Here is a 14,846-nt window from a genome sequence, read left to right as displayed (position 1 = left end):
CGAAGGCCAGCGTGCCGTTACGGTCTTGGTCTTCGTGTAGAAGCGGATCGAGTCCGGGCCGTGCTGGTTCAGGTCGCCGAAGCCCGACTTCTTCCATCCGCCGAAGGTGTGATAGGCGAGCGGCACGGGGATCGCGAAGTTCACGCCGACCATGCCGACATTGACCTTGGCGGTGAAGTCCCGTGCGGTGTCGCCATCGCGGGTGAAGATCGAAACGCCGTTGCCGTATTCATGCTCGGTCGGAAGGCGTACGGCTTCCGCATAATCCTTCGCTCGCACGATCGACAGCACCGGTCCGAAAATCTCTTCCTTGTAGATCGTCATGTCCGGCGTGACGTTGTCGAACAGGCAGCCGCCCATGAAGTTGCCGTTCTCGTAGCCCTGCAGCTTGAAACCGCGGCCGTCGACCAAGAGCTTGGCGCCTTCCTTCACGCCGGTCTCGACATAGTCCTTCACCTTGTTGAGATGGGCCTTGGTCACCAGCGGGCCGTAATCGGCCTGCGGGTCATTCGAGGGGCCCACCTTCAGGCTTTCGACGCGCGGGATCAGCTTTTTCACCAATGCATCCGCGGTCTTCTCGCCGACCGGAACCGCGACGGAAATCGCCATGCAGCGTTCGCCGGCCGAGCCGTAACCCGCGCCGACCAGAGCATCCACCGCCTGGTCGAGATCGGCGTCCGGCATGACGATCATGTGGTTCTTGGCGCCACCGAAGCACTGGACGCGCTTTCCGTGCGCGCAGCCGGTTGCATAGATGTACTGCGCGATCGGCGTCGAGCCCACGAAGCCAACCGCCATGATGCGCGGATCGGTCAGGATGGTGTCGACCGCTTCCTTGTCGCCATTGACGACATTGAGGATGCCCGCGGGCAGGCCGGCTTCCATGAACAATTCGGCGATGCGCATCGGCACGGACGGGTCGCGCTCGGACGGCTTCAGGATGAAGGCATTGCCGCATGCGATGGCGGGCGCGCATTTCCAGAGCGGAATCATGGCCGGGAAGTTGAACGGTGTGATGCCGGCGACGACGCCCAGCGGCTGGCGCATCGAATAAAGGTCGATGCCGGGGCCTGCGCTTTCGGTGTATTCGCCCTTCATCAGATGCGGAATGCCGCAGGCGAATTCCACCACCTCGACGCCACGCTGAATGTCCCCCTTGGCGTCGGACAGGGTCTTGCCGTGTTCGGAGGAGAGCAGGGCGGCGAGGCTGTCCATCTCCTTGGCAATCAGTTCGAGGAACTTGAACATGACCCGAGCCCGGCGCTGCGGATTGGTCGCCGCCCAGGCCGGCTGGGCCGCCTCCGCATTCGCGATCGCGGCCTCGACCTCCTTCTTGCTTGCGAGTGCAACCCTGGCCTGTATCTCGCCCGTGTTGGGGTTGAAGACGTCGCCAAAGCGCCCGGATGAGCCGGCCACCATTTTTCCACCGATGAAATGGCCGATCTCACGCATGTTCCGTTCTCCTGATTGAAATTGCTTGGCTTTTCGTCCTGCCAAGCGGTGCGGGCAGGTCGCTGCCCACCGTTGACGCGTTCCATAGCGCAGCGGCCAAGGCTCTGCAAAGCCCACGGGAAATGGGAGCTCACAATCCGTTAGCCTTTACCGAACCTTAAAGCCGATCCGCCTAATCTTACCCATGCGTTCAGGGGCGGCCGCGTTTCGCGTCTGCGTTGGGGTAGCGTTTCATGGATATTGCGACTGGCTTGGGCCTTTTGGCCGGCATGGCGGTTCTGGTCACCCTTATCTTGATGGGTGGCGAACTCAGCATGTTTCTGGATTCGCATGCCTTCATCGCGATTTTCGGCGGCGCGTTTGCTGCGACCCTGATCCGCTTTCCCCTGGCGTCGATCTTTCACGGCATGCCGCTCGGGATGCGCTTTGCGTTCTCGATGCGCCGGATGAGCCAGCGCGAACTCATCGAAGAAATCGCTTCGCTCGCGGAAATCGCCCGCAAGCAGGGCCCCATGGGGCTGGAGAAAGCGGAGGTGTCCGACACCTTTCTGGCCAAGGGCGTGCGTTACGTCGCCGACGGCTATGATGCCGATTTTATCCGCGACAATCTCGAGCGCGATCGCGACAACTTCCTGACCCATCTGGATGAGGGGCAGAAAATCTACCGCTCGATCGGTGACTGCGCGCCGGCCTTCGGCATGGTGGCGACGCTGATCGGCATGGTGCAGATGTTCGCCAACATGAGCGACCCCTCGAAGCTCGGTCCGTATATGGCGGTCGCGCTGCTAGCGACGTTCTACGGCGCAGGGCTTGCGAACCTGTTCTGCCTTCCGATTGCCGACAAACTGCACTTCAAGCTGGTCGACGAGGAAATTAACCGCTCCCTGATCATCGACGGCGTTCTGATGATGCGCGAATCGAAGTCGCCGGCGCTCGTGCGCGAGATGCTCCTGGCCTATTTGCCTGAGAAGCACCGTCACGAGGCGGAGGAACTCGCGCCCGCCTGACGCGGAGGGCGGCGGAGCATTCGCAATGGCAAAGAAAAAGCGTGAAGCGCACGGTGGCGGACACGGCTGGTTCGTGACCTTCGCCGACCTGATGGCGCTGCTCGTGGCTTTCTTCGTGATGCTGGTCGCGTTCTCCACGCAGGACAGCGCCAAGCTTCAGATTGTCGCTGGTTCGATGCGCGACGCGTTCGGCGTGCAGCAGAATGTCCGGTATTCTGGGATTATCGAAGTCGATGGCCTGCCGACCCGGCCCAAGGTCAAGAATGTCGCGAAGATCAATCCTGCGGATTCGTCGGCAACGCCATCGCCAGACGAGAAGGATCACAGCAACCAGTTTGGCACGCGGCTGAAGACGGACTCGGCATTCGCGCTTGCTTCGGCGTCGCTGCGGCAGGCCCTGCAGGCGATGCCGGAGATCAGCGAGATCTCCAAGAACATCATGATGGAAGAGACCGAGGATGGCCTCAACATCGAGATCGTCGATCAGGACGGCCGCTCGATGTTTCCGGATGCGTCGAAGACCCCGTACGAGCGGACCCGCCTTTTGGTCCAGAAGATAGCTGGCCAGCTCAAGCTGATGCCCTATCGGATTTCGATCTCCGGCCACACGGCAGCGCGCCGCACGCCGCCGCGCCCGGGCTATGGCCCCTGGGATCTGTCCGCAGATCGCGCAAATTCAATACGGCAGATCCTGGAGGAGTCCGGGGTGCCGTCATCGCACATCTACATGGTGGCGGGCCGCGCCGACACGCAGCCACTTTTCCCGGACGATCCCTATATGTCGGCCAACCGCCGGATCACCATCACGCTGATGCGGGAAGCCCCGCCGGTGCCGCCGAACCTCAAGCCGTGATTTCAGGCGGGACGCGCAAGCGGCCGACCACCCGGCCTATTGCGGACGGCCAGACAGTGGGATAAGCCCCGCGCGTTTTCGCAGAAGGGCACGGGTCGCAACCCGGTTCCATGAAAAAGCCGATCGGTGAAGTTTTGGCCCGCGGTCCCGGTCAGGTCGACCAACCGGAACCAGGCTCGGGCGCCGGTCTATGGCCGCTGACGCTCGGCAGCATCGGTGTCGTTTTCGGCGATATCGGTACAAGCCCGCTTTATGCGTTCCGGGAGGCATTGCACGCTGCACAGCACGGTGGGCCGCTGACGCGCGATATCGTGCTTGGCGTGCTGTCCATGATCCTGTGGTCGCTGTTCCTTGTGGTCGGGGCCAAGTACGTCCTGATCCTGTTGCGCGCGGACAACAACGGCGAGGGTGGGACGCTCTCGCTTGCGGCCCTTGCGATGCGTGCGCTCGGGCGCCGAACAACGCTGATCTTCGTGCTCGGAATGCTCGGCGCCGCGATGTTTCTCGGTGATTCCTTCATCACGCCGGCGATTTCGGTTCTTTCCGCGGTGGAAGGCCTAAATCTCGTCACGCCGGCGCTCGCGCCTTACGTGGTGCCGATCACACTCGTGATCCTGGTCGGACTGTTTGCCGTGCAGAGCCATGGCACCGCGCGCGTTGCCAGCTTCTTCGGCCCGATCACGACGATCTGGTTTGTCGCCATAGCCGTGTTCGGCGCGCTGCACATCCTGGATGATCCGCATGTGCTGCTCGCGATCAATCCATATTACGCGGTCAACTTCCTCCTGACCAACGGCACCGTCGCTCTGGTTACGCTCGGCCTCGTGTTCCTCGTAGTGACAGGCGGCGAGGCGTTATACGCCGATCTCGGGCATTTTGGCCGCCAGCCGATCCGGCTGGCGTGGTTCGGACTCGTGCTGCCGTCCTTGTTGATCAACTATTTCGGTCAGGGCGCGCTGGTTCTCGCGAACCCGGCCGCGATCGAAAACCCGTTCTACCGGCTGGTACCGGACATGTTGCTGGTCCCGATGGTGGTCCTTGCAACGGTCGCGACCGTGATTGCGAGTCAGGCCGTCATCACCGGTGCATATTCGCTCGTGCAGCAGGCTATCCAGCTCGGCTTCCTGCCGCGTGTCGCGATCGTCCACACCTCTGAAGATCAATACGGGCAGATCTACATTCCCCGGGTGAACGCGATCCTGCTGATCGGCGTGGTGCTGCTGGTGCTGATGTTCCGATCGTCGAGCGCGCTGGCTTCGGCCTACGGAATTGCGGTTGCGACAACGATGGTGGTCGACGGAATTCTCGGCTTCCTCGTGATCTGGGCGTTGTGGAAATGGAAATGGTGGCAGGCGGCGCTGCTCATCATCCCGTTTGTCCTGCTCGACGGCATTTTCCTGGCGGCCAACATGCTCAAGCTGCTTGATGGCGCCTGGGTGCCGCTCCTGTTCGCGGGGTTGATGATCCTGATCATGTGGACCTGGCGCCGTGGCACGCGCATCCTGGCCAACAAGACGCGTCGCACCGAAGTGCCGCTCGATACGCTGGTGCGCAGTCTCGAAAAGAAGCCGCCGCATCGCGTGCAAGGTACGGCGGTTTTTCTCACCAGCGATCCGACTTCGGCGCCCACCGCGCTGATGCACAACCTCAAGCACAACAAGATCCTGCACGAACACAACGTCATCCTGACCATCGTGACGTCCGATACGCCGCGTGTTCCCGAGGAGGACCGTGTGGTGCTGTCACAGATCAGTCCGCATTTCAGTACGGTGACGCTGAACTTCGGTTACATGGAGCAGCCCAACGTTCCGCGCGCGCTTGCGATCGCACGCAAGCTGGGCTGGACCTTCGACATCATGTCGACGTCATTCTTCCTGTCGCGACGTTCGCTCAAGCCGTCGCCGAATTCCGGCATGCCGATCTGGCAGGATCGCCTGTTCATCGGGCTTGCAAAAAGCGCGAGCGATGCGACCGACTTCTTCCAGATACCCACCGGCCGCGTGGTTGAGGTCGGCACTCAGGTGACGGTGTAACTGCGCGGGCTCGGCGCGTACGGCCCGACCGCCAGCCCTGCCAATCTCGATGACCGGACCGATTGTTTCACAGTGCGCAAATCGTGCTGCGCTGCGCCTTTGTGTGTGCAGCGCGAATTTTTGAGCGGGCAGATGACATTGGCGCAATTTCGATTGTTAATAGGGGGATAAAAATCGAATTGGAGGAACTCGCCTATGACAATGCGCCAGGTTCTTCTTTCGGGAGTGGCGGCGGTTGCGTTCCTCGCCGGTGAGGCGGGCGTATCTCCCGGGTCGAATGCACAACAGCAAACCGTCGCCATCGATGCCGACGATATAGGCGGTGTCGTTACCGGACCGAACGGGCCGGAAGCGGGCGTCTGGGTTATCGCTGAAACCACGGATTTGCCGACCCGTTACACCAAGAGCGTGGTGACTGACGATCAGGGGCGATACGTCATTCCGGATTTGCCGACTGCGAACTATCAGGTGTTCGTGCGTGGCTACGGGCTTGTCGACTCGCCGCGCCTGCGCGCAAAGCCGGGGCAGGTGCTGAACCATACCGCGATCCCGGCGCCGAATGAACGGGCCGCTGCACATTACTATCCGGCGATCTACTGGTTCACGATGCTGAAGATCCCGCCGGCCAAGGATTTCGGCGGCGCAACGGACATTCCGAAGAACATCACCCAGGAGATCTGGCGCCAGCGCATGAACAACGTGGACTGCGTCGGCTGTCACCAACTCGGCAACGAAGCGACACGGACGATCCCTGCGCAGTTCGGCAATTTCGAAACCGGTGAGGAAGCCTGGATGCGTCGCCTCGCGGCCGGCCAGTCGGGCGAGATGATGACCAACCGGATTGCCGGCCAGCTCGGCGGCGTGCCGTACAAGTATTTCGGCGACTGGACCGATCGCATCGCCAAGGGCGAATTGCCCAGGAACAAACCGCAGCGTCCGCAGGGCGAAGAGCGCAATCTCGTGGTCACGACCTGGGACTGGTCGCTTCCAAACAAATATCTGCACGATCTGATTTCGTCGGACCGGCGCAAACCGACGATCAATTCGTACGGCAAGCTCTATGGCTCGCCGGAATATTCCACCGACATGATGCCGATCCTCGACCCGAAGACGCACACGGTGACGTATTTCAAGATGCCGGTCGCGGACGAGAAGATGCCGGTCTCGCTCGGGCCGGGTCATGCGGGCGCAGTCGCGCCGACGACAGCCTCCGCCTATTGGGGCGAGGAGGTGCTGTGGGATACGCGCGCGAACAATCATAATTCCATGTTTGACGACAAGGGTCGCCTCTGGCTCGCGGCGACCGTGCGCGGCATGAACAATCCTGATTTCTGCAAGCAGGGTTCGGATCATCCGTCCGCCAAGGTGTTCCCGCTGACGCAGAGCCCCCGTCAGGTGGCAATGCTCGATCCGAAGACGATGAAGTATTCCTTCATCGATACCTGCTTCGGCACGCATCATCCGCAATTCGGCTACGACGCCGACAACACCTTGTGGCTTTCCGGCTCCGGACAGGTGGCGGGCTGGGTGAACACCAGGATCTGGGACGAGACAGGGGATGCGCAGAAGGCGCAAGGATGGTTCCCGTACATTCTCGACACCAACGGTAACGGCAAGCTCGATGAATGGACCGAGCCGGGCAAGCCGGAAGCGGGCAAGGATATGCGGTTCAATCCGGGTTCGGGCGGATACGCTGTCATGCCCCATCCGATCGACGGGTCGATCTGGTACGCGTCGGGCGTGTTTGGAGGCCGGGCTGGCTTCCTGCGCTTCGATCCGAAAACGAAGCTCAGCGAGTTCTACGCACTTCCGAAAGAGGCCATCGGTCTACGCGGCGGCGATATCGGAAAGGACGGCGTGCTCTACGGCTCCGGCTCGGCCGGCCATCTCATCGCCTTCGACCGGCGCAAGTGCAAGGAGCCACTGAACGGCCCTAACGCCACGGGCGATCATTGTCCGGAAGGCTTCACACTGCACCGCTATCCGGGGCCGGGCTTTGAGGGCTTCGAGCAATACAGCGCGGAAGCGAGCTACTACACTTGGGTCGACCACCACAACGCGGTGGGCCTTGGTGAGAACGTGCCGATCTCGACTGCCAATCTGCAGGACGGGTTTGTAGCGCTCAAGGACGGCAAGATGATCCTGATGCGCGTGCCATATCCCATGGGTTATTACGCCAAGGGTCTTGATGCCCGCATCGATGATCCGAATGCCGGATGGAAGGGCCGCGGGCTGTGGAGTGCGAGTGGCGACCGCACGCCATGGATGAATGAACTCGGCAAGGGTGCGCGTCCGCTCGCGGTGCATATCCAGGTGCGGCCGGATCCGCTTGCGAAATAGGCTAGTCGTCAAGACAGGGCGGCGGCGCGGGCAGCGCCGCCGAAGCGTATGCGGCGCGGCTGAGGAGGAGGATTTCGCATGGGGCTGATGCCGGAATTCGTCCTGGATTACGTCTCGGTCAACACATACTGGACGATCCTGTTCATCGTCCACGCGTTGCTCGCGGTCGCGCTCCTTGGTGCCCTGACGCATCAGGCCGCGTCGGTACTGATGCCGGTCCGCGTCGGGGTCGGGACGGGCGGTTTCGTTACGCGGTTTCGCGCCGTGCATGGCGCGAGCTACGCCGCAGCGGTTTCCGTGTTGTGGATCGTCACGTTCGTTTTCGGTGCGTGGATCTACACGAAATACCGCATGTATGTCCGCATCCCGATCGAACAGGCCGGCTATTGGAAGACGCAAGGCGTCTTCGAACTGAAGGAGCATTACGCCACGATCGGCATGGGTCTTCTTCCGATCTACTGGTTTTTCTGGAGGAACACGCGCGATCCGCAATACGACAGCGCCCGCAAGTGGCTGACGGTCGTGTTGTGCGCGATGTGCTGGTTCATCTTCCTCACCGGCCACGTCGTCAATAACGTGCGGGGCTTCGGATCGTGAGCACGGCGGCGCAGACACAATCCGGAACGGCAATCCCGCTTGCGAGATCTGCGACATTCCGAACCTTTGCGCTGGTCTTCGGGATCGCGACGCCGGTTCTCTACGTCATCGCGGACATGATGAACTGGCCGCTCTTCACCTATCATCCGGGAACCAACCGGGTCGATCTTGGCTGGGCGGCGGCGGTGAAGGACGAGGGGCCGGCGATGTACTGGTATGGCTGGTCGGCCACGACCCTTCTTGGCGCGGCTGTGCTGGGCGGGCTCGCCACATTGCTGCCGGAGCGCGTCACCTCACGAATTCCCCTGTGGCTGGTCTGGGTTCTTCCGATTGCCGTACTGCCGGTGTTGATTTACTCGCTGAAATTCTTCTGGCGATGGTGATCATGAGATCCGTACGGCGCGCGGCGATCGGTGCGACTCTGCTTATGGCGCTCAGCGCTCCCGCGTTCGGCGGCGGCGACGACTACGACGCGATGAACGACACCGAGGGCAAGGGGCCCGCCTATTTCGGCTTTGTGCGGGATACGCGCGGACTGCCCGTTCCTGATGCCGATGTCACGCTCAGTGCGAAGGGCGGGACGCAGCCGCTTGTGCTCAAGAGCAACAGGCTCGGGCTCTATCGCAGTCATCTGAGCAAGGATGTTTCGCCGGATGATGTCGAGTTGTCGTGCGAAAAGCAGGGCTACAAGCAGACCAACGTGCTGCGCCGTTCGCCGCCCGGCTCGAAGGAGATGAATATCGAAATCAACTGCACGCTTCAGCGGCAATGATGCGGGCGTTCATCCAGGCGGCGCTCATACTCATTGCGGCGGCATTCGCTGCTCCGGTCAGCGCGCAGCCGGCCGATACGATCATCCTGAACGGCAGGCTGGTCACGCTCGATGCGGCAATCCCCCTTGCAGAAGCGCTCGCCGTCCGCGACGGCCGTATCCTGGCTGTCGGATCTTCGGGCGATATCGTGGGACTCGCAGGTCCAGGTACCCGTCGCATCGATCTGGCGGGCCGGACCGTCATCCCCGGTCTGATCGACTCGCATATCCACGCGATCCGCGCAGGTCTCTCCTTCTCGACCGAAGTTCACTGGATCGGTGCGCGCTCACTCGAGGAAGCGCTGCGCCGTATTCGATCCGCCGCACAGACCGCTCCCAAAGGGTCCTGGCTTGTGGTGGCGGGCGGCTGGACCGAGCGGCAATTCAGGGAAGGGCGACGCCCGACGCTGGCGGAGGTCGCGGCCGCTGCCCCCGGTCACCATGTCTATGTGCAGTTGCTCTACAGCGCGGTGCTGCTGTCGCCCGGCGCCGACGTGGCGCTGGGCCTTGCCCGATATCCGGACCTCGCCGAACGCCTGAAAGTGGAGATCGATGCCGATGGCCAGCGGACCGGCTGGCTCACGGGTGACAACCGCAGCGTCAGCGATCTGTTCAACCTCCTCCCGCGCCCGAGCTTCGAGCAGCAGGTGGCGGGCACGCGCGCCTTCTTCCGTGAGCTCAACAGCCTCGGCGTCACCGGTGTGCTCGATCCGGGCGGATACAACATGTCGATCGAGGAATACCGGCCGCTGTTTCATCTCTGGCGCGAGAAGGCGCTGACGGTGCGTGTCGCCTATAACCTGTGTTCGCCGCGGCGCGACCACGAACTCGAGGATTTCCAGGCGCTGACATCAGCGATGCCGATGGGGTTTGGCGACGATTGGCTGCGCTTCAACGGCATTGGCGAAAATGTCACCTGGGGCATGTATAACAACGAGACGCCAAGCGAGGCGCAGCGTGCACAGTTGCTGCGCGTATTGCGCTGGGCTGCGCCGCGAGGATTGTCGGCGACCTTCCACTGGCACAACGATCGTTCGATCCACTTTCTGCTCGATGTGCTGGAGGAGGTGAACAGCGAGACGCCGGTGGCAAAGCTCCGCTGGTCTGTCGCGCATCTGAACGACGCGTCGCCCGAAAGCCTTGCCCGGATCAAGGCGCTCGGCATGGGCTGGCTCGTACAGAACGCGTTCTATTTCCGCGGCGAGGCGTTTCTCGGCCAGCGCGGCGCGGACGTAGCGCGCCTATCGCCGCCGATCGTGTCTGCGCTGCGCATGGGCCTTCCTGTCGGTGGCGGGACCGACGCGCATCGGGTGATGTCCTACAATCCGTTTGTCTCGCTTCAATGGATGCTCGACGGCAGGACGGTGGGCGGAACAGCCATGCGCGACGCCGAGGAAATTCCGACCCGCGAGCAGGCTCTCCGGATCTATACGCTCGGCAGCGCCTGGTTCGCGCATGAGAACGATCGGCGCGGTTCGCTCACGGCAGGCAAGCTTGCCGATCTCGCGGTGCTGGATGGCGACTATCTGACGATGCCAGTCGAAGTGATCGGCGGATTGTCGTCTCTTCTAACCATGGTTGGCGGGCGGATCGTCTACGCGACCGGTGCATATGCCAACCTTGAAGATCGCTAGGGTGGAGGGCGGTGCTTTTTCACGCAAACCGCCTCACGCAGGCGTGAGGGATTGCCGAGAATCTCTTTTCGGATCAATCGGATAAACAGGTCACGTGCTCCGCGGCCCACCTTCCTTTGCATGGCTGGTCGGGCGGTTTTGCCGGGCCACGCACCGCGACAGGACCCACGCAACGGCGTTATAGCGCGGCCCCCGCATTCGGCGGGTGATTTTCCCGGAAGGAGACTTCGTCATGGTTTCATCAGTCGCCGTCGGCGCGTCCGACGGCAATCTGCGCTCGGCCGAAACACCGCGCGCAGGCACGTGGGCGCTCATGCTTGGCAGCATTGGCGTCGTCTACGGCGATATCGGCACGAGTCCACTCTATGCGATGCGGGAATCTCTCACCGCTGCGGTCGGCAGCGGAAACCCGGTCACCGAGCAAGCCGTGCTCGGCATTCTGTCGCTTATTATCTGGGCGCTGCTGCTCGTCGTTACAGTCAAATACGTCATCATCCTGCTGCGCGCCGACAACAACGGCGAGGGCGGCACGCTGGCCTTGATGGCGCTCGCGCATCGCGCCGTTCCCGGTGCAGGCGGCGCGCTCATTCTCCTCGGCATCGTCAGCGCTGCGCTGTTCTACGGAGATGCGCTGATCACACCTGCGCTGTCCGTACTTTCCGCGGTCGAGGGGTTGAAAATCGTCACTCCTGCATTCGAGCCCTACCTGGTCCCGCTCGCGGTTTTGATCCTCTTTGCGCTCTTTGCGGTGCAGTCGCATGGAACGGCGCGTGTGGCGCGGTTTTTCGGTCCGATCACGTTGGTCTGGTTCATCACGCTCGGCGTGGCCGGGCTCTACCATATCGGCGACAACCTGACAGTGCTGCGCGCGTTCAACCCCGTCTACGGTGTGACTTTCCTCGCCAGTCACGGGATGATTGGACTCCTCACGCTCGGCGCCGTGTTCCTTGTCGTGACCGGCGCGGAGGCGCTTTATGCCGACCTTGGACATTTCGGCAAACGTTCCATCCGTGCGGCATGGCTTGTCGTGGTACTGCCGGCGCTGACCATCAACTATCTCGGTCAGGGCGCGCTGGTGCTTGCCGATCCGAAGGCGATCGAAAATCCGTTCTTCCTGCTTTATCCCGAATGGGCGATCCTGCCGATGGTCCTGCTGGCAACGGCGGCGACCGTGATAGCGAGCCAGGCCGTCATCACCGGTGCATATTCGATCACCAGCCAGGCCATTCAGCTCGGCCTCCTGCCGCGGCTTGAAATCCGGCACACGTCTGAATCCCAATTCGGACAGATCTACATGCCGCGTGTCAATCTGCTACTGCTGATCGGCGTGCTCGTCCTGGTGCTGTTCTTCCGTTCGTCGAGCGCACTCGCCTCGGCGTATGGCATCGCGGTGACGGGAACGATGGTGGTCACGGCCCTGATGGCATTTGTGGTGGTGTGGAAGGTCTGGAAATGGGGGCTTCCGGCGGCAATCGCGGTCGTCGTCCCGTTCCTGCTGATCGACCTCGTCTTCCTGTCGGGCAATCTGCTGAAAATCGTCGACGGCGGATGGATGCCGCTCGCGTTGGGCGCGGCTCTCATGGTCGTCATGTACACGTGGCGAAACGGCAGCCGCGAACTGTTCCGCAAGACGCGCAAGCTCGAAACGCCGCTTCGCGATCTGGTTAGGATGCTGGAGCGCAAGCCCCCGGTGCGCGTGCCCGGCACCGCGGTTTTCCTCACCGGCGATCCGGACAGTGCGCCGACCGCGCTGATGCACAGCCTGAAGCACTACAAGGCCCTGCATGAGCAGAACGTGATCCTGACAGTTGAATATGCCCAAACGCCGCGGGTCGATATGGGCGAGCGGGTGCGGATCGAGCCTCTGGGCGCAAGCTTCAGGCGGGTCGTATTACGGTTCGGTTTTATGGAGCGGCCGAACGTGCCGGAGGCGCTGGGTATCGCCCGTAAACTTGGCTGGACTTTCGACATCATGTCGACATCGTTCTTCCTGTCGCGCAGGACGCTGCGGCCTGCGCCGAAGTCCGCCCTCCCGCTCTGGCAGGACAGGCTGTTCATCGGGCTTGCCAGGAGCGCCAGCGACGCGACCAATTATTTCCAGATCCCCACCGGTCGCGTGGTCGAAGTGGGGACGCAGGTCACGGTGTGATTTTCCCTGGTTGACGGCGGAGCGGGACGGTGGTTCCTCTCTGCCATCAAGCGGGAGAGGCCGAGCGATGGGTTGGTTCAGCCGTAAACAACCGGTGGTCCACGATCTGAAGCCGGAGGATGTGGCGCGCGGAATCGCCGAGGGCCGCATTCTTCTGGTCGACGTGCGTGAGCCGAACGAGGTTGCCGCCGAGGCGTATCCCGATGCCGTCGTGGTGCCGCTGTCGACCTTCGACGTCGCGCAGATTCCGGATCCCGGTTTCAAGCAGGTGGTGTTTGCCTGCCGCTCCGGGCGCCGGTCGGTGACCGCTTCGCTCGCCGCGCAGGAAGCCGGCCTGCCGCACGATTCCCACCTCGAAGGCGGCATCATTGCCTGGAAAGAGGCAGGTCTGCCGACCAAAACCGGATAGGGCCAATCATGCTTCCGTCCCGGAAATTCCGCGCCGTTGCGGCGCTGGCTGTCCTTGCGTTCTGTCTGTCCGCTGTTCCCGGTTCCGCGCAGAAGGAACGCGTGCTGAACGTCTATAACTGGTCGGATTACGTCGATCCGCAGGTGCTGAAGGACTTCACCAGGGAGACCGGCATCAGGCTGCGTTACGACTGGTTCGACTCCAACGACACGCTCGAAGCCAAGCTGCTCGCCGGCAAGTCCGGCTACGACCTGGTCGTGCCGACCGCGTATTTCCTCGAGCGGCAGATCAAGGCCGGGCTTTTCCAGAAGCTCGACAAGACGAAGCTTCCGAACCTTGGCAATGCGTGGCCGGAGATCACCCAGCGGCTCGCCACCTATGATCCGGGCAACGAATTTGCCGTGAACTACATGTGGGGCACGACCGGCATCGGCTACAACGTCAAGAAGGCGAAGGAAATCCTCGGCGGCGCGGTGCCCGATTCCTGGGAGATCGTGTTCAAGCCGGAGAACCTCGCCAGGTTCAAGGATTGCGGCGTGATGATGCTGGATTCCGCCGACGATATCATGCCGGCGGCGCTGCATTATCTCGGGCTCAATCCGAATTCCACCAACCAGGCCGATCTCGACAAGGCTGCGGAACTGATTGCCCAGGTGCGGCCGTCGGTGCGTAAGTTCCATTCGTCGGAATATCTGACCGCGCTCGCTACCGGCGAAATCTGCCTCGTGGTCGGCTGGTCGGGGGACATCAAGCAGGCGCAGAAGCGCGCGGCGGAAGCCAAGGGCGGCGTCGAAGTCGGCTACGCAATTCCGAAGACCGGCGCGCAGATGTTCTTCGACAATTTCGCGATTCCGAAGGACGCGCGCAACGTCGCAGAGGCGCACGAGTTCATCAATTACATGCTGCGGCCCGAGGTCGCGGCGAAGAACACGAACTTCGTCAGCTTCCCGAACGGCAATCTCGCGAGCCAAAAGCTGATCGAGCCTGCGATCCTGAAAGACCCGATGACATATCCCGACGAGGAGACGATGAAGCGGCTATACGTCGTCACCGCGCGCGATGCTAAGACGCAGCGCGCGATCAACCGGCTCTGGACCAAAGTGAAGACCGGGAAATAAGCGCGACCAGCAAAAGCGGTTTTGCGGCCGGTCGCGCGCTAAAATAAAAAGCAACCGCTCACCGCCACCTGCGGTGCAGCCAGAGCCATTGGTCCGGGTGCTCGCGGATCCAGCCTTCCACGATGGTGGTGATCCGCTGCATCGTACCCTGCACGTCGATCTTGCCATCGGCGTCGCGCACCGGCGGCACTTCCGGGGTCAGTTCGACAAAGAATCGGTGGTTCGGCTTGCGCACGACGCGCACGCCATGGATCGGGCATTCGACCTGCCGCGCCAGCCGCGCGATCAGCGGATTGGCGTTGGTCTCGCGTCCGAAGAACGTCACCGGCACGCCGCGCACGTAATACTGGTCCACCAGCATGCCGACATGCAGGCCTTCCCGCAGGGCCTCGCCGGCCTTCAGCGCGCCATCCATGCCGGTCTTGATCAGCCGGCCCATATTC

At 62.3% G+C, this 14,846-nt stretch carries 12 protein-coding genes and 1 pseudogene; 11 read left to right on the top strand and 2 right to left on the bottom strand.

What is annotated here, in order from left to right; translation table 11 throughout:
- Positions 1–1,452 (bottom strand): CoA-acylating methylmalonate-semialdehyde dehydrogenase (locus VNZ93_RS06470; RefSeq protein ID WP_325701757.1); only part of this gene is annotated, 1,452 nt, incomplete at its 3' end.
- A gap of 233 nt (positions 1,453–1,685) precedes the next feature.
- Between VNZ93_RS06470 and VNZ93_RS06465 the strand changes: the two genes are divergently transcribed.
- From VNZ93_RS06465 to VNZ93_RS06415, 11 genes are all read left to right on the top strand, one after another.
- Positions 1,686–2,459: a motility protein A gene (locus VNZ93_RS06465; RefSeq protein ID WP_325701754.1), complete on the top strand. Its 774-nt coding sequence runs from the start codon at positions 1,686–1,688 to the stop codon at positions 2,457–2,459.
- Positions 2,460–2,484: 25 nt separating this feature from the next.
- Complete coding sequence (locus tag VNZ93_RS06460; RefSeq protein ID WP_325701751.1) at positions 2,485–3,312, top strand: flagellar motor protein MotB; 828 nt, start codon at positions 2,485–2,487, stop codon at positions 3,310–3,312.
- Positions 3,313–3,422: 110 nt separating this feature from the next.
- Positions 3,423–5,345 (top strand): potassium transporter Kup, encoded by a 1,923-nt coding sequence (locus tag VNZ93_RS06455; RefSeq protein ID WP_325701748.1) that lies wholly within the window; start codon positions 3,423–3,425, stop codon positions 5,343–5,345.
- Positions 5,346–5,540: 195 nt separating this feature from the next.
- A complete protein-coding gene (locus tag VNZ93_RS06450) occupies positions 5,541–7,685 on the top strand; it encodes a carboxypeptidase-like regulatory domain-containing protein (protein ID WP_325701745.1) in 2,145 nt (714 codons plus the stop codon).
- Between the two features lie 78 nt (positions 7,686–7,763).
- Positions 7,764–8,282, top strand: coding sequence for a hypothetical protein (locus VNZ93_RS06445; protein WP_325701742.1), 519 nt, complete (start codon positions 7,764–7,766; stop codon positions 8,280–8,282).
- Complete coding sequence (locus VNZ93_RS06440) at positions 8,279–8,665, top strand: hypothetical protein (RefSeq protein ID WP_325701739.1); 387 nt, start codon at positions 8,279–8,281, stop codon at positions 8,663–8,665. The genes VNZ93_RS06445 and VNZ93_RS06440 overlap by 4 nt, the downstream gene beginning before the upstream one ends.
- 2 nt (positions 8,666–8,667) lie before the next feature.
- On the top strand, positions 8,668–9,054 hold the full coding sequence (locus VNZ93_RS06435) for a carboxypeptidase-like regulatory domain-containing protein (RefSeq protein ID WP_325701737.1): 387 nt from the start codon (positions 8,668–8,670) through the stop codon (positions 9,052–9,054).
- On the top strand, positions 9,051–10,727 hold the full coding sequence (locus VNZ93_RS06430; RefSeq protein WP_325701734.1) for an amidohydrolase: 1,677 nt from the start codon (positions 9,051–9,053) through the stop codon (positions 10,725–10,727). Before VNZ93_RS06435 ends, VNZ93_RS06430 begins: the two co-directional genes overlap by 4 nt.
- A 313-nt stretch (positions 10,728–11,040) precedes the next feature.
- Positions 11,041–12,876 (top strand): potassium transporter Kup, encoded by a 1,836-nt coding sequence (locus VNZ93_RS06425; RefSeq protein WP_414709995.1) that lies wholly within the window; start codon positions 11,041–11,043, stop codon positions 12,874–12,876.
- Positions 12,877–12,943: 67 nt separating this feature from the next.
- Entirely contained in the window at positions 12,944–13,285 is a 342-nt protein-coding gene (locus VNZ93_RS06420; protein WP_325701728.1) for a rhodanese-like domain-containing protein, read from the top strand.
- 8 nt (positions 13,286–13,293) lie between these two features.
- On the top strand, positions 13,294–14,403 hold the full coding sequence (locus tag VNZ93_RS06415; RefSeq protein ID WP_325701725.1) for a polyamine ABC transporter substrate-binding protein: 1,110 nt from the start codon (positions 13,294–13,296) through the stop codon (positions 14,401–14,403).
- Between the two features lie 58 nt (positions 14,404–14,461).
- Here the strand turns inward: VNZ93_RS06415 and VNZ93_RS06410 are convergent.
- Positions 14,462–14,846: pseudogene (locus tag VNZ93_RS06410) on the bottom strand (lipid A biosynthesis lauroyl acyltransferase); the annotation flags it as partial.

This window comes from Pseudorhodoplanes sp. (assembly GCF_035565795.1).
Lineage (GTDB): Bacteria > Pseudomonadota > Alphaproteobacteria > Rhizobiales > Xanthobacteraceae > Pseudorhodoplanes.
Note: the sequence above shows the minus strand (reverse complement) of the source record. Positions and strands in the feature narration are given on the sequence as shown.